Genomic DNA, 16233 nt, shown 5'->3' with positions numbered 1-16233 from the left:
CATCACTTCGTTGCAGTATCACTAGTGTTAATACTTACTTATTTTTCAGGTAAAGTCAAAAATATAATTAGTTTTATCTCATTTTCCAGCACTACGCGCTCTATATATCAATACGGTTCAGTTAAGGCTTAACTTTTTATCAAAGTCTATTTTTTAACGAACCGCAAAGGACGCAAAGGACGCAAAGGAAGAGAAGGAAGAAATGCTTAACTCAACTGTATTGCTCTATATATGACATCTTACGGTGGTATTCCCAAGAAAGCTTTCAGAGCAGTTTTATACCTCTTCTCCAACCGCTTGGAGACTAAACCACCTTGCTGAATCCGTGCAATAACAGCCATCGAACAAGTCCCTTTCGGAATAGGGCTACCACTGGTAATCAAAAGAGCTAGTTGAGTAGCATCTATCTCACGAGCAAACTGATAAGCTATTACCGACTCATGGACTATAAAGCTTGGTGTACCTGAACCCGGTAGGAGTACACAGGAAGTTTCAGAATTAGGTCTGCGGGTAGTGACATTGACAAACAAATAGTTGCTTCCAGAAGTTTGTGCAATTGCGATGTAGAGGTGTTCATTGTTGGGAGGCGTATCCAGCAAAAATGCATCTCCCAAATTAATGGTGATGCTAGCCATTCAAAACCCCATCTAGATATGCTTCTCGAATAGCTACTTGCTGAATATACCCGATTTCCTCGTCACTCTTGCCGACATTTTTGAGAATATCCTCTACCGAAATCGGAATGGCAGAGCCATGAGGGTTTTTCCACTCTGGAAGATCATGAGTCCACTCAGCAACATCAAAAGGGTCAAGATGCCCAAAAGCTTGATAAACCTGCTCAATGATTTCCTCTTCCTCTTCACAAAGGTCTTCATCTCCAGGATCATGCAACAAGGAAACATGATTTTCATTACGAGGAGAAATGAACTTAGACCAGAGAGGTAAGGCATCATCAACGGGTTTCCCCTTGATTAAGTCATAAACGCCGCTCAGTACAGGGCCGTAATCCATCGACACATAATGATCACCAGTAATCGGTTGTTCCATGCGTTTCAATGCAACACGGTCAGCAATGTAAAGCATCTTAAGTAAGCCTAAGTACTTCATAGGCTTACCATGTAGCTTTAAGAGTACTGCTGCGGCTTCAACGGCTTTCTCAGGATGAAACCGAAACTGGATTAGCATAAGCATTCTGAAGCGACTGCTTCACACTAGTACAAATCTATTGTAAACCCTGGCGATCGCTAACACATTGCGAAAGGCAAAGGAAATTATCCGCAGATAATCTCACTCAAATTGTACAAGCGATCGCCCCGATACAATAATGAAACCGACAGAATCAAGCCTCAGAAGCGGCTGACGAATTCCCTCTAGAATGGCTGCATTTAAAGCAGTTTCTATCTTCAATTCTTCAGCTAATGCATTATCCCAACTTTGCTGGTTCAAGCGTAGGCGTAATTGTTCTACTCGATTGTCTAATTTCTTTTGGGCAACCTCAGCACAACTTTGGCATAAGTCAATAAAATCGGGACGATTGGAGAGCAATTCCGAAGAAGTGTTCCGCACTTGATAGCAAAAATTTTGCCATTTACTAGGGTCAACAAAATCGTCAATAATTCCTAAGCGTTCTTTTGCCAGATTGTAATCTCGTCCTTGATTATTGTTTTTATCTTTATATGAACGTTGCAGAATACTTAAGAGGGCTTTATCCTCAACAACGCGTATTTGCTCGTTGCGACCATCAACATAGATAGTTTCTATAATTGGCGGAAATAGAGCATCAACACGTCGCTGCAAGATTTTGAATTGAGAATTATCTAGTTTGTAATCGATTAAAACTTGTTTGACATTTTTTAAATTTGTTTCGACTACATAATTGCATTGGAAACCGAACCACTCCTTCCCTTCTTTAGCATCCCAAGATGCATCAGTGCGCCACATCGCAAAGGCTTCACCTCGGTCATCCCAGTTTATATAGTTCAAGAGCGCTTCTACAAATCCTTCCCCAATCCGAAAAAGTTTAATACCAGAATTCTGATTTGCTACCCGGCGATTATATGTACCAAATTGGTCTAAAGAACTATCAGCAAAACGGTTTTTTAACTCATTTATGGGCACCAAAGTACGCGTTGTCGGTTGGTAACGTCGCATCTCTGATGAATCTGGGTTATTTTGTCCCCTGAATCCCAGCGCGTCACAAATCCAGCCTTCAATTGCTCGCTTAATTTCTAGATGGCAAGCATCGTAATTATCTAAATCTTGAAAATACTGGGTTGCAATTTCATCGTTAGCGTCAATTTCATCTAGAGTATTTTGTTCGCTAATTTTCACGATTTCCGCTTCAATTTGTGACTGAATTGGCTCAATCATCTCTAACAATCCAGCCGCACCTGATTCAAACAAAACTGTTTCTAATTCTGCAAGTTTTTCATCCACATAAAACTGTAGACTGGCAATTGATTGTTGGAAAATACCAAACCCATCTTTTAATACTTTATACCAAGCATTGTGAGGGCTATCTTCCATATATAGACCAATCAAGGCACAGGATTGGATGCCAATTTTGCTGCCAATGCGGTCAAGTCTGCCAATTCTCTGTTCTAATTGATTAGGCGACCAAGGAAGGTCAAAATGAATTAACCAATCGGCAAACTGGAGGTTACGTCCTTCTTCTCCAGAGCGATCGCATACTAGAATAAAGCAGTTTGGGTTATTCTTGAACCTATTTATGCCTTCTTCAACCTTGTCTGGTGATTCTCCAAATTGATGACTGGCTATTGTCTCTACACCAAAGATATTAGACAAATACCGGACAATTTCGGCACAACTTTGCCCAAAACTCGTAAATACAATAAATTTGGGTAGAATATCGCCAGTAATTGGCCTGCGAATTCTCTGCTGTATTCTCGTGAGGAATTCGTTTTGATTCTTCCGAATGTTTGCGGGAATTTTGAAATAAGTACCTAGCTGATTCAGCAGCAGACTTTTCAAATTTTCCGTCCGTTCTCCGTCCTCTTGAGGTTGACGAATAACTTTCAGTAAGGATTGCAGAATCTCTTCTTCCCCTGAGAATTTGGGGGTTGTAGTTAAAATGCGAACATCATCTTCTTTAAACTCCTGGATGAGTTTAGAATCAGGTTTACCAGTTAAACGGGCGGCAATTACCTGCTCTAAAATGCCTAACCAAGTACCAGAAGCTAAGAATAACAAGAGAAAAATTCGCTGATATTGCTTTTCATGAGGAGCGACACTACGCCATTGATTGATCAGTTCGTGAATATCAGGCGATCGCTCGTCTAAATCATACTCTTCTTTCGGCGTAAAATTGCGGTCAAATATCACATCTTCCACCGCAGCGCGACGGTTGCGAAGCATTCGCCGATGTAATCGATAAGTATCGCTGACGTGGACGCGAATCGCCTGGACGATTTGCTCTTGCTCAGTCGAATTTGTTTGTAAACAATTTTCTAAATCATCCGCCAGCTTCAGTAAATACTTATCCTCAGCAAAAAGGTTTCGTAGTTGCTGCAAGTTGCTTTTGAGAACCAGAGGCTCTGCACCTTCTTTAAAAGAAAGCAGAAGTTTACCAATTTCCTGACGGCTTTCAACTTTGGTGCGAAAACCTGCTAAATCATCAAGTTTATAGGTTGTTGGGTCGAGCAAGTGCAACATGGCCAGAAAATCTTGCTCATGATTGAGAACAGGAGTGGCGGATAATAAAAGTAAGCGATCGCTCTTATGGGCAATATTTTTGCAAGTCTCAAAACGCTGGCGAACTGCTGCATCTTTAGAGGTTGCCATTGCTGCGATGTGATGGGCTTCATCTAAAATTAAGCAGCCTATTTTCGCTTTCAGGTTGATTTTATGGATATCTTCAACCGCCAGCACCGCTACCCGTTTGGGAAAATGGGAAATGTAAAACTTGTTTTCTAACTCAGTCCGCCATTGTTTGAGCAAATATTGCGGAACTATGACCACCGCACCTTTTTTTGGTTCATCGAGGAGGAATTGACGCAGAATCGCACCCGCTTCGATGGTTTTTCCCAGTCCCACCTCGTCTGCTAGCAAGTAGCGTTGAATTGGGTCTTCCAGTACCCGCCGCACTACTTCAACTTGGTGAGGATAAAGATTAATATTTGCCGAAATCAGTCCCGTCATCCCGCGACTGACAGCGCGTTGCTGAATCAAGGATTTCACGAAAGCCAATCTTTTGTCGTGGAAGTAGGGCGTTTCGTGACCCTTCATCGCCAGAGTTTGGATGGGGTCAGTGTTGGGTAAATTGCAACGAACGTAAATTTCTTCTTCAGTAACAATTGCAGTTTTCTTATCTGGTAAATCAATTTGATACATTTCTGTATCTTCATCCCAGATGAAAATTCTGCCAACTAGCCATTTATCCTGAGTTTGGGACTTGATATAGCATCGAGCTTGTGGTTCAAGCCTGACTTGAGAGAGCGAATTTAAAGGTAAAGTTTTTTGGAGACGTTGCCCGATTGAGCAGAAATACTCAACGTTTGCATCGGTATCAGATATTTCTGTAACTTTTCCGATACCCAAATAGTTATTCTGGGACTGTACCAATAAACCAAGCTTAATCATAGATCCAGTCACCTGAACACACTAAAAGAACCTTCCAGACTAGTTTGTTAATCCATATCTGGCAATTTTGTAGATCAACATTATAGATAATAAACTGGTATTACAGTTTTTGTTATAGCGATGTCTACGACGGTCACTGAGCTTACCCTTCGGCAGGTGTTACAGGTAGCTTGCCGAACTGCTCAGGGTAACACTTGCCCTGAGCCTGCGTTGAAACGCCGAAGTGCGGGCTACGCCTAAGCTCCACCACCGCCAATTAGTAAAATCAGCCCAAACGTTGATTTTCGTTGTGATGTACTAAAAGTTTACCTCAGCAACTCATGCCTTCTAGTTGTGGCTTTGTTTCGTTAAGAGCCTCCGACTGGGAATGTCCCTGATTGAGGCTCTGCCTTCCTTACTCGCGGTATAGTCGCAATGAGCAGCATTTCCAGCCAAACGCTGAAAACGAGGTTTTAAACGAGTTTTGGCTTTGCCTGGATAACGCCACGATACAATTAAGAATATGTGCCTTTATTTATTATGAAGAAAATCAGAGACAACACAATTAAGTTAAATCAATTTTTAAAGTTGATGGGTATAGTGCCAACTGGAGGCCAAGCCAAGCTGATGATTCAAGGTGGTGATGTCCAAGTAAACGGTATGCTGGAAACCCGACGAGGGCGGCGACTAGTACCGGGTGATAAAGTGACAATTGAAGGACAGACTTTAGAGGTGAATTTAAACAACAATGAAGACCAAGATGTAGTAGTAGATTTTCCCGAACAAACCGAGTAAAGGATTTTTATCTGAAATTGAAAAGTTCCTCTTTTGCCTTGTGAGTAATGCTGCAAATTTCCAACAAAGTTATTATCCCACAGAGTGATATTGAAATTAGTGCGATTCGTTCGCAAGGAGCGGGAGGCCAAAATGTGAATAAGGTTTCCACTGCGATTCACTTGCGTTTCAATATTGTGGCTTCATCATTACCAGATTATTATAAACAACAGCTTTTAAAGCTGAATGATCGACGCATCACCCAAGAAGGAGTTGTCGTAATCAAAGCGCAGGAACACCGAAGCCAAGAGAACAATCGGGAGTCAGCATTGAGACGACTTCAAGAACTGATTCAAAGCGCAGTTGTAGTGACGAGAAAACGCAAACCCACTAAACCGACTCGTAGTTCTCAAAAAAAGCGCCTTGACTACAAAAGTAAGCGCGGACAAGTTAAGTCTAACAGAGGGCAGGTTACAGATTGTTGATTTAGCAAAAAAGAATAAAGGCGCCAGTCGCCAGAATTCAGAATTGAATCCTGTGCGACTGACGATTGATTCTGACTTCTGAATTCTTCTTCAAAAATTAAACTTATAACCAGAGAACTAAGACTAATTCCTTCTATTGACTCTGGTTAAGTTCATGACTTAGTTAGTAAGCTTCAGTATAGCAACTATTAAAGGTAAAAAAGATGAATAAGACATTAATAACGATTTTGATGTTTGCCCTCTTACTCTTATTCATCATCTCTCCCTTTGCTGCCCTTGCTGGTTTAATGCTGGTAGTGTTAGTTTCGGCGTTTTTCTTTTTAGTAGGAAACTTGTTCCAAGCAATAATTGGTGGTGACACCAACTCGAAAGGGTCTTAACAATTCAAAATTCAAAATTCAAAATTGAATTTTGAATTGTTAACTCTTAGGCAGTGGGTTAGGCTTAATAGCATGTTCGGGCAATTAAGCATAATGCCTGGAACCCCTCCCCGCCTGCTCTTAGGGGTTGGGGGTGGGGTTCTTTTATTATGGGTAATTTGGCGGACATGATATAACACCATAATACACCCTACAAGCGACGAGCTTTGAGCTTAAAAATTAATTTTCATCTTGAAAGAGATGCCACCAACTCGATTGATTATTTCACTGTCACCAACAACTTCCCAGCCAAAGCATTTATATAAACCCACGGCTGGATTTGTCGCTCTGGTACTAAGTGATATTGATGGATAAGATGTTTTGGCAGATGCTAACAAATGTGTGAGTAACTGCGTTCCTATGCCTTTATTTATATGTTGGGGTAGAATTGCGTAGGCGTAGCCCGTCGTAGACATCGCTAGTTCAGGAGTGCGATCATCAACATAGCCATATCCTTTATTTTCACCTGTCAATAGACGCAGCCACGAGGCTCCTACTGGCTGATTACTACTTTCTAGAATAGCGACGAAGCCGCTATCATCTTTACATCCCCAATTGCTAACATATTTTGCCAAATCAGGATTATTCATTGCATCCTGCACTGTCAAATTACCTTCTTCTACCAGATGGGCTGCTTCGTAAAGCATTTGCCAAAGAAAAGGCTCATCTTCTTGTGTGAGTGGACGAATAAAATAATCCATGAGTCAAATTTAAGGTAATTTGCTCAGTGGTGTCGCTAAACCGTCAATGCTGACGAGATTTTTCTGCTGTTGATATTCTCGAACTCCCTCTTCGCCTTTTTTACTAGCCCAGTTTACTAGAGTCTGGCGCTGACCTCGATATTCATAGAGTGGTACGCCAAAACCGCAGGAAGTCTGTATTTTTTCAATGTCAGCGATGATAATTTGACGAGTTCCAGGTATCGGCAAAAACAGAGAGTACAGGGAGTTCCAGTCTGGAGAACTCGGTAAAATCGTGGTTCCTTGACCGTAAAGACGCAGGATACACGCGGGTTCCTCAAAGGCGCAAAACATGAAGGTTATCCGCCGATTTTCTTGCAAATGGGCTGATGTTTCGTTACCACTGCCTGTAAGGTCTACGTAACCTACTCGGTGGGGAGAAAGGATGCGAAAGCAGCCTAAACCTTTAGGAGACACGTTAACATGACCCGTAGAACTCAAGGGTGCAGAGCCAACAAAGAAAAGGTGTTGGGCTGCAATGAAGTCTTGCAGTTCCTCAGTAATACAGTCAAAAAATTTAGACATAGACTGTCTGATTTATGTGGGGAGTGGGGAGTGGGCAGTTAGGAGTTAGGAACTGTTACTATCTTATATACCGACTAGCCATCTGGATGGCATCAGCGATATCGACATCACCATCGCCATCAGCATCCAAAAAGGAATTCAGTACTGGATTTGTGCCAGCTTGGGGATTCTGAGCATTTGCACCTGATTGTAAAAAATTCAGCACCAAAGGTACTGCTAAAGGCAGCAATTGTTGAACTATACCAGCATCCAATCCAGTGCGCTGGGCAGCAACTTCAGCTACCTGCTGTTGTGTGTCAGGAGAAAACAGCGAATCGACGGCTTCGGGGTTAGGTGAAGTACCAGCATATTGATTCACTAGAGTTTGTGTAGCTTCATTACCATCTGTAGCTTGCTTGTCTTGTAAAGCAGAACGCACTTGACCACCTACAATTGACAAAACTGATTGGATGGTAGACGGGTCTGTGCCTGTACGATCGCTCAACTGCTGTACAGTGTTAACAATACTTCCTAGTTGACCTAAGCTGCCCTGTTGATTAGGATTAGCGATCGCACCAAGAATTTGATCGAAAAGTCCCATAAGTTTGTTTCTCTCTTTATTCTCAAAAAGCTTACCAAAACCTACTCGATTTAACTCACATTAGCAAGTAAATTTACTCTGATGTTTTTCTATCACAATCTGATATGCGTCACCGAACAGCCCGCCGCAGGTCTTACCCTGAGCCTGCGCCCTTCGCGTAGCGTCTCCAAGAGTTGGGCATCGCTAGCCCCAAACCAGTACCATAACGCACTTTATCTTTTCGCTGTTCGGCTAAAAACTCGATAGTATAGCCATGTACTAGTTTCCTTTAAGGGAAACAGCAGATAGGTAAGAGGATTTATCGTCACAATAATATTTCGGAAGTCTCGCCGTGCCAAAAATAAGATACCACGAGCAACTTGCTGTGCAGACATCACTCCATAGGGATTCAGTTGACTCTTAAATGGGCCAAGAATTAACTTACGAATTACACAATCCCCGTCCAATCGTTTCAGCGTCACAATATCTCCTAGCGCTCGTTTGCTGAGTTCATAAAGTGGACTCAGCGCGGGAGACACCTCAGCCTCAGAAGTATTCACCCAAATTTCCTTAGTTGCTTTTGCTTGTGGCCCGGTTACAGTTGTCAAAAATATATCCATTAACCGCAATGCTGAAAAGGTATTCACCTCATAGGAGGAGTTGATAGCCTCTAGTGTGCGCCTGGTGTAGACATTCACTCCGTGGTTGATAATTAAAATATCTACTTTCTCTAAACTATCCCTCAGATTGGCTTCATTGCCCAACTGCCAGGGAACCACCTTCACGCCAACTTGTTCGACTAATTTTTCTGGATTAGTAGTTAATGCGACAACTTTAGCATTATTTTTTACAAGTTCAGCCGCTAACGCTTGTCCCAACGCTCCTGATGCTCCGGTTAAAGCGATGGTTTTACCCTTGAGAGATAGTCCTGTGCCAAGAATTTTATCCACTAAGGGAAAGACACCACTGTAGTAAGCGTTGACATCATCAAAATGATGCCGCCAATGATAAGACCGATTCACCCACCAAATGGATGGAATTGTCTCTAAAGGGCCGGGTAGGTGGTTATAGTCTGTATCAATTTTTCCCTGAAAATATCGTATAGATGCGCCATACAAGAAGGTGCAAGCATAAGCTACTCCCAGCCATAACCCCATTTGTTGGACAATTAAGGCAATGACTACCAATACCACCAGCAGTAGACTCGACTCTAAAATGTCGTGATAGAGCTGGGATTCTTGATAAACTTTCAGGGAAACTATCGATAAATCCCGGCGATAGGCCATGTGATGCTTGTTGTGCCATTTAGCAAGCCAATTGACTTGGTGACATAAAGCATGGTAGCTGTCTCTCAATATCTCAGCGAGTAAGAGTGAAATAAGTCCCCAACTAGCAAACTGTAAGCTGGCATTTAGCCAAACCCAATTAATTTGTAATCTTGGTTCAATTGCAATCAAGTTTTCAGCTAGCATTTATTATCATGTTTGTCTATACTCTTTCTCAATCTTTCCTACTCGCTGCATACGGTTAGCACCTTCTCATTACTTGAGAGCAGTCGAGAGGTTAATCCGTTCCGAATGACCATGCTATATATATACCAATAGAAGTGATGCTATTCGCCAGGTTTATTGGAAGTGCTTATTGGTCAAGTGTACAATTGCCAACTCCTTATCCATTGCCTTTTGGCTCCAGCGCGTTCAGCCTTATTTCGCTGGTTAAGGTTCATGACGATTTAAGCGCATCTTCACTTTCGTTACTCATGAATACTTTGCTCGATGGATACCAGATTAGGCTTCTAGTATTGCCACCTTTTCACCCCGCTTCAAGCTTTGATGGCTAGTCGCAAACCTGGGAGTGATGCTTTCAACTCTGCACCTGGGTGGTAGGATTTTCACCTACAAATTCATTCAGTTATTTGGTTTTTAAAAAATGAAAAAAACCAGCTAACCGTCCTTGAGTATTTTATTTATTTATACTCATTTAGGCTAAAGGAATCGCACATACACAAACCTTTCACAACCAAGAAGTCTTATTGATTAAGACTTCTTGATTGTCTGTGGGGATGAGAGTAACTTTAAATGCTTTTTGGATGGATGACAATTTCTTAAATTTGTTGAATACGCTTCAATTTTAACACAAAGTCACGCTTAATATAGAGCGCCTAACTCATGACCGGAAGTAACGAGTGTGCGGCTTGAAGACATCAAAATTAACACAGCCATCATAACCTATCAAGCTATTTAGGCGCGTCACCGAACAGCCCGCACAACGGCCGCGCTCAGTGACCATCGTAGACATCGCACCTTAAGTGAATCGACACCCAAAAAAACCTAGATCATGTGCCAAATGTTACATCTAACTTTGAAATGCCAAGATCATCTGATGGCGACGATCATTATATAGCAAGGTATTCACTTAAAGTCATCTATCTTTGAATAGAGATAATTAAAAAATCACACGTAAGATTCACACAAATTACAAACTAATGACATACGACTAGTAGATAGTTAGGCAATTGGTTATTTGATGAGGAGTTTCAAATGAATAAGTTCGCTAAAGTCTTACTTTTGGCTATAGTGTTTGCTGCCCCTGTAGCCGTTTCTGCATCTAGTGTTCAAGCCAAAACTACTTCTACCCCGACAACAACTTACGCAACTGCTAAAGTTGCCAAATCCAAGACTGCAAAACGGAAACATCATAAACACAAACACCACAACTCCAGCAAAGCTGTTAAAAGTAAATCCGTAGTTAAACAATCCGCAGTTAAAAAACCCGTTACTCCACCAGCTGCAAGTACGCTACCGGTAACTACACCAACCACCCCAAATAACTAATTGTTGATGAAAGTAGATAACTGTTTATCCCATCTTTTCCAAACCTGCCAGACGTTTCCTTGATATCTATTTAATAATAGACCTCTTGCAAAAGTCGAACACCCGCCCAGAAATAAATTTCTGGGCTAATAGCTCAAGTCGGTTTTAACCGACTAATGACAGTATTTTTAGTCCGTTGAAACGGATTTTTGCTATAAGAGAGGGACTTGAGTCCCTGGCGGTTCAAGTATTTTTGCAAGAGGTTTAATGGTTAAGCTGGTAGCGAAGGTAGACTATAGACGGTTATTCATGAATGTCTTACTGCTCAAATATGATTCCTATAGTTACTGTTAGCTTTCATATTTTGTAGTAGATATATAACAAGTTTATTTTTTACAAGAAAGGCAGAGGGCAGGAGGCAGAAGGCAGAAGGAAAGGAGTATTAATAAAAACTTTAGTTCTGGGTCTAAAGCCCAGTTTAAAAAAAGAATTGTATCGAGACGCGTAGCGCGAGATACAAAGCGTCATTGCTTCAATCCCACGTTTTTAAACGTGGGTTCCCTTCTGCCTTCTGCCTTCGTACTTCTGCCTTCTGAATACTCTCAAACTATATACCATTTAGACCTGCCGTGATCAACAGCAGGTTTTTTTTGAAGTTGGTAAATTTCTTTAAAACAATAGAATTCCCTTTATTTATAGCGGTTGTCAGGTGCATGAAGTACATCAGATCAAAACCTCACCGCCAACCCGTCTCCTTGCTAAGGAAAGGGGAGATAAAGCACAGCTTTGTCGGGATGAGGTTAAGCTGTACGTCACTAAATTAAGAAAGGCTATAGTCCAAGAATTAACTCTGGCTACTTACCAAAAAACTCCGTAGTTTTTTCTCTCAAGACTAATAAATTCTCAGGTTTATTATAGATGCTAATGTCGGCAAAAATCTCCACGAAAAGTTCATATAAATAACAAGATATCGACATATGTCTTTGTCATATTCAATTCATAGATTCACTGAATAAATAGAATCAAGGAAATCACATGAACAAGTTTGCTAAAGGTTTAATTCTAGCTCTAGCAATTGCTACCCCTATAGCCATTGCTGCACCAATCTTTCAAGCTACACCGGCTTCAGCTGCTATTAGGCATCATAGACTTCATCACAGAGCAATACATCACCATTACATTCGCAGACATCATCAATAATCTCTTGCTGTAAAACACAGCATATTTAATCATAAGTTACTCTTACTAGTGATAGTTAATAGTAGCTCTGTAACAAAATTTATACTTTATTTATCTGCAAAATAAGTAAAGCTGTGTAACCTCGCTGTTGTCCTCAGTCATCAGTGGGGTTTTTCAATATTTGCTGCTATTAACTTGCCCTAAAGGGCGCGATCGCGTCAAAATAAGAGTGAAGACGCTGTAACCTAACTTAACAATGGCCTTAACGCAGCTTGAGCAAACTCTTTCCCCCCAACCAACACCGCCAAATGAGCGGGGATATGAAAAACTCCACCCACAAGGGGATGGAGTTTTTGGGCATGGGGAATGGGGCATGGGGCATGGGGAAGAAGTTACCAATGCCCAATGCCCAATGCCCCAAGGGTTGGGGCGACTATCCCTCTCCACCCACAAGGGGATGGAGTTTCCCTCCGCTTTCAATGAATATGATTTGGTAATTGTCGGCGGTGGGATTATTGGGTTAACTTTAGCCTCTGCTTTAAAAGATTCTGGCTTGAGTGTCTTGCTGATTGAGGCGAAAGTAATTTCAACGGCGGTAGCGAAGGGGCAAGCCTATGCAGTTCATCAGCTTTCGTCACTAATTTATCAAGGAATTGGAGTTTGGGACAAAATGTTGCCTCAAATGGCCAAATATTGCCGGGTTCGTCTTTCTGATGCCGATTCTCCCAATGTGGTGGAATTTACCACAGATGATCTAAATACATCAGAGTTGGGTTATGTGGCGGAACACCAAGCGTTGTTGCAACCGTTGCAGGAGTTTGTCCAAAATTGTCCAAATGTGACTTATCTGTGTCCGGCGGAAGTGGTAAATACGCAATATCAGAAGGATGTAGTAGCGATAGATATTAAAGTTGCCGATCAGTTACGGACAGTTCGGAGCAAATTACTGATCGCAGCAGATGGGGCGCGATCGCCAATTCGTCAAGCTGCTGGAATCAAAACTCTCGGCTGGAAATATTGGCAATCTTGCATAGTTGCATTTGTCAAACCAGAAAAACCGCACAATAACACCGCTTACGAAAGATTTTGGTCTAGCGGTCCCTTTGCAATTTTACCTTTACCAGGGAACCGTTGCCGCATTGTCTGGACAGCCCCCCACGAAGAAGCAAAAGCTTTGTGTGCTTTAGATGATCAGCAATTTTTGACAGAATTAACCCGTCGCTATGGCAATCAGATGGGGAAATTGGAATTATTAGGCGATCGCTTTGTATTCCAAGTACAACTCATGCAAAGCGATCGCTATGTTCTTCCCCGACTAGCATTAATTGGTGATGCGGCGCACAATTGCCACCCTGTCGGCGGACAAGGTTTAAATCTGGGTATTCGGGATGCAGCAGCTTTAGCGCAAGTAATTCAAGCAGCGCACAAGGCGGGTAAAGATATTGGCGACATTCAGATTCTTAAAGGTTATGAACGCTGGCGCCAACTGGAAAACCTGACGATTTTAGGTTTCACCGATTTGTTAGATCGGATGTTTTCTAATAATTTCTTACCTGTAGTAGTGGTGCGTCGCCTGGGTTTATGGTTTTTGCAGCGAGTACCTGTATTAAAGGTGTTTATGCTGAAGTTAATGATTGGCTTGAAGGGGCGGACTCCAGATTTGGCAAAACGATAAAACAGGAGTCAGAATACAGAATTCAGAATTCAGAATACTCTACCCAAAAAGGGATAGAGTTTTAAGGCGAGAATATTTTAATTTTTTTCGCCCACGAGGGGCGAGATTTTAACCAATATTCATCATCCACTCGTAGAGAATTCAATTCTGAATTCTGACTCCTGAGTTCTGAATTCTTCTAATAAAATCAGCCCAAACAAAGATGTTAGAAACAACAAATATCGAAATTAATACTACAAAAATCAAAGTACCTAACAATGACTTAGAAATCGATGCTTATTTAGCTCAACCAGCACAAAACGGAACCTTTGGTGCGGTTATAGTTTTCCCAGAAATTTTTGGAATCAACAGGAACATTAGAGATATCACCGAATTAATCGCTAAACAAGGTTATATAGCAATAGCCCCGGCGATGTATCAACGTATTGCTCCTGATTTTGAGGCTGACTTTAGCGCAGAAGATGTTGGCTATAGCCCAGAAGCATATCGGCTGGGTTTGCAATATTATCAACAAGTAAAGTACCAAGAAATTTTAAGCGATATTCAAGCTGCGATCGCTTACCTAAAAACTTTACCCAATGTCAAAGATAATGCAATTGGTGTCATTGGTTTCTGTTTTGGCGGTCATGTTGCTTATATGGCTGCAACTTTACCCGATATCAAAGCAACAGCTTCGTTTTACGGTGGTGGAATTACCACTTCTAGTTATGGTGAAGAAACTCCAACCATCAATCGCACCTCGGAAATTAAAGGTACTATTTATGCATTTTTTGGTACAAGAGATGCATTCGTTTCGCAAGAGGAAAACGAGCAAATTGAGGCAGAATTAAAGAAACATCAAATAAATCATCGTGTATTTCGATACGACGCAGGACACGGATTCTTCGCTGGATTCTTCAAAGACCAGTACCCATTTATCACCCAGAATCCAATTTACAATCCTGAAGCTGCTCCTGATGCTTGGCAAAATGTTCTAGAACTATTTCAAAATAACTTGTAAAACTCGATCATGTAAATGAGGCTACGTCAGCGAGACGCTGCACGTAGCAAGATCCCGAAGGTAGCAAAACTAAGACTTAGCTCTTTTAGTTAGCTAAAACTACCTCTGTCTTATCTTTCGATTCATCTCTAATGTTAAAGTAGTAGTAAAGATTAGCAACAGTTAGGTCTGATGCCTGTTGCAAATTAGATGTAACTAATGTTTTATGACCAGTAATTACAGCTTGTTCACTAATATAAAATTCGTATTCTCGACGTAGTTCAGGCTTGAATATAAATAACAACTGGTCACGAAGCGAATAGAAATGAGACTTTTCGGCTAAATTCTCATATACTAATTGTTCTGGTGGTTCTGCTGAATTGATTGTAGAGTTGTGAGTCTCTGGACTATTAAAATCAGCGCTACTTAAAAGTTTTAATTCTGATGAAGGAAGCGAGCGCATCCAATCAACATGATTTTGCCATGAATATAATACTGCTAAATCATGATTTTTAATGCGGATAATTTCGGGAAAGAGAAAATCAAGCTCATCATGTGATTCACAGCGATTAATCACAGTGAGAGCATCTTCACAGATTTTATCTTGGAGATGAGACAGGCGATCGCTCACTGCTGAAACCTCATTCTGCACTTGATAAGTTGCAACAATCACCTGTTCAATTGCCCAAGCGCATTCGAGTCTACGTAGTTGGCCATCTGCACAGGTTTCTTCGAGTAGATGCGGATTGCTGTAATCTGCTAAAGCCGCAAATAACATTCCCCTGACACCATCAATCTCAGCGTTTCTCCGGTTGAAATCTTGCAACTGTATAGCTGAACGGAAGCGGTTCATCGCCTGGATAAACACTCCATACGCCCTCACTAAAGCTATGCGATGTTGTTCAAATTTGATATCTTGGGCTACTTGTTCGATTATTTGTCTAATTTCTACTCCTTGGTCTTTTAAGGCTTGTTTCAAGTCAATAAAACCGTTTTGGACTTCCAGCCTCATTTGCTCTACTTCTTTTCTGAGTTTAAGTGTTTGGTGCAGGTTCACTGCTGTCAGTGCTACACCTGCTACTGTTCCCACACCAATTAAGGCTGTAGTTGCTTGTAGCACACCCAAGCTAGTCTGTATAGTTTGCAAGCCATTTAATACAGATGTGAAGCCTTGCTGAGTTTGATACATCTGCGCCCCACTCATCAGTAGATTAGAAACTGCTATCAGTGGAGATAAAGGGCTGTTGTTAACTGTAGCACCAATAGCATGGGCAATAAACTGCCCGCTAACTGCATCTCTAGCCATGCTTAAGGGTACTCCATTGCTCAAGACCTGTAGATATTTACCAGCTTGAATACCAGCTTGAATTGCAGGAGCAAATTGGAACAGCATATTTTTAGGTTGCTAAAAGCTAATTTTCTTGAGCCTAACTTGTATAAAAAAGCAAAGATAACCGTATTTATTCGGTATATTAATTAATTTTGTCTAAATCTGGGCATACTAAGC

16 protein-coding genes are annotated in these 16233 nt (G+C 41.4%); 7 read left to right on the top strand and 9 right to left on the bottom strand.

Annotated features, from left to right (window positions below; genetic code table 11):
• Positions 1-239: 239 nt before the first annotated feature.
• From V7L05_RS06605 to dpdE, 3 genes are all read right to left on the bottom strand, one after another.
• The gene (locus V7L05_RS06605; protein ID WP_335162941.1) at positions 240-635 is read right to left on the bottom strand and encodes a hypothetical protein; all 396 of its coding nucleotides are present in this window, start codon (positions 633-635) and stop codon (positions 240-242) included.
• Positions 628-1185: a Panacea domain-containing protein gene (locus V7L05_RS06600; RefSeq protein WP_335162939.1), complete on the bottom strand. Its 558-nt coding sequence runs from the start codon at positions 1183-1185 to the stop codon at positions 628-630. Before V7L05_RS06600 ends, V7L05_RS06605 begins: the two co-directional genes overlap by 8 nt.
• 102 nt (positions 1186-1287) lie before the next feature.
• A complete protein-coding gene (gene dpdE / locus V7L05_RS06595) occupies positions 1288-4599 on the bottom strand; it encodes a protein DpdE (RefSeq protein WP_335162937.1) in 3312 nt (1103 codons plus the stop codon).
• 519 nt (positions 4600-5118) lie between these two features.
• On the opposite strand from dpdE, the gene V7L05_RS06590 reads away from it, so the two are divergent.
• From V7L05_RS06590 to V7L05_RS06580, 3 genes are all read left to right on the top strand, one after another.
• Positions 5119-5373, top strand: coding sequence for an RNA-binding S4 domain-containing protein (locus V7L05_RS06590; RefSeq protein WP_335162935.1), 255 nt, complete (start codon positions 5119-5121; stop codon positions 5371-5373).
• 47 nt (positions 5374-5420) lie between these two features.
• Positions 5421-5837 carry an alternative ribosome rescue aminoacyl-tRNA hydrolase ArfB gene (arfB, locus tag V7L05_RS06585; RefSeq protein WP_335162932.1) on the top strand — a complete coding sequence of 139 codons (417 nt, stop codon included), beginning with the start codon at positions 5421-5423 and terminating at the stop codon, positions 5835-5837.
• Positions 5838-6040: 203 nt separating this feature from the next.
• A complete protein-coding gene (locus tag V7L05_RS06580; protein ID WP_335162930.1) occupies positions 6041-6217 on the top strand; it encodes a hypothetical protein in 177 nt (58 codons plus the stop codon).
• 212 nt (positions 6218-6429) lie between these two features.
• On the opposite strand, the gene V7L05_RS06575 is transcribed toward V7L05_RS06580, so the two are convergent.
• The 5 genes from V7L05_RS06575 to V7L05_RS06555 form a co-directional block, all read right to left on the bottom strand.
• On the bottom strand, positions 6430-6957 hold the full coding sequence (locus V7L05_RS06575) for a GNAT family N-acetyltransferase (RefSeq protein ID WP_335162928.1): 528 nt from the start codon (positions 6955-6957) through the stop codon (positions 6430-6432).
• A gap of 9 nt (positions 6958-6966) precedes the next feature.
• The gene (locus tag V7L05_RS06570) at positions 6967-7521 is read right to left on the bottom strand and encodes a pyridoxamine 5'-phosphate oxidase family protein (RefSeq protein WP_335162904.1); all 555 of its coding nucleotides are present in this window, start codon (positions 7519-7521) and stop codon (positions 6967-6969) included.
• A gap of 58 nt (positions 7522-7579) precedes the next feature.
• Complete coding sequence (locus V7L05_RS06565) at positions 7580-8101, bottom strand: DUF937 domain-containing protein (RefSeq protein WP_335162903.1); 522 nt, start codon at positions 8099-8101, stop codon at positions 7580-7582.
• A 212-nt stretch (positions 8102-8313) separates the two neighbouring features.
• A complete protein-coding gene (locus tag V7L05_RS06560) occupies positions 8314-9552 on the bottom strand; it encodes a bifunctional sterol desaturase/short chain dehydrogenase (protein ID WP_335162902.1) in 1239 nt (412 codons plus the stop codon).
• A 541-nt stretch (positions 9553-10093) separates the two neighbouring features.
• Entirely contained in the window at positions 10094-10180 is an 87-nt protein-coding gene (locus tag V7L05_RS06555) for a helix-turn-helix domain-containing protein (protein WP_335163069.1), read from the bottom strand.
• A 440-nt stretch (positions 10181-10620) separates the two neighbouring features.
• Between V7L05_RS06555 and V7L05_RS06550 the strand changes: the two genes are divergently transcribed.
• The 4 genes from V7L05_RS06550 (at position 10621) to V7L05_RS06535 (ending at position 14747) form a co-directional block, all read left to right on the top strand.
• Positions 10621-10914 (top strand): hypothetical protein, encoded by a 294-nt coding sequence (locus V7L05_RS06550; protein WP_335162901.1) that lies wholly within the window; start codon positions 10621-10623, stop codon positions 10912-10914.
• A gap of 1014 nt (positions 10915-11928) precedes the next feature.
• Positions 11929-12093 (top strand): hypothetical protein, encoded by a 165-nt coding sequence (locus tag V7L05_RS06545; protein WP_335162900.1) that lies wholly within the window; start codon positions 11929-11931, stop codon positions 12091-12093.
• Positions 12094-12529: 436 nt separating this feature from the next.
• Positions 12530-13747, top strand: coding sequence for an FAD-dependent hydroxylase (locus tag V7L05_RS06540; protein WP_335163067.1), 1218 nt, complete (start codon positions 12530-12532; stop codon positions 13745-13747).
• A gap of 202 nt (positions 13748-13949) precedes the next feature.
• Positions 13950-14747, top strand: a complete 798-nt coding sequence (locus V7L05_RS06535) for a dienelactone hydrolase family protein (RefSeq protein WP_335162899.1) — start codon at positions 13950-13952, stop codon at positions 14745-14747.
• Positions 14748-14832: 85 nt separating this feature from the next.
• Here V7L05_RS06535 and V7L05_RS06530 read toward each other — a convergent pair whose 3' ends face one another.
• Entirely contained in the window at positions 14833-16119 is a 1287-nt protein-coding gene (locus tag V7L05_RS06530) for a hypothetical protein (protein WP_335162898.1), read from the bottom strand.
• Between the last annotated feature and the right edge of the window lie 114 nt (positions 16120-16233).

It is taken from the genome of Nostoc sp. (assembly GCF_036917755.1).
GTDB lineage: Bacteria > Cyanobacteriota > Cyanobacteriia > Cyanobacteriales > Nostocaceae > Nostoc.
The sequence above is the reverse complement of the archived record's forward strand: the minus strand, read 5'-3'. Positions and strand labels throughout refer to the sequence as shown.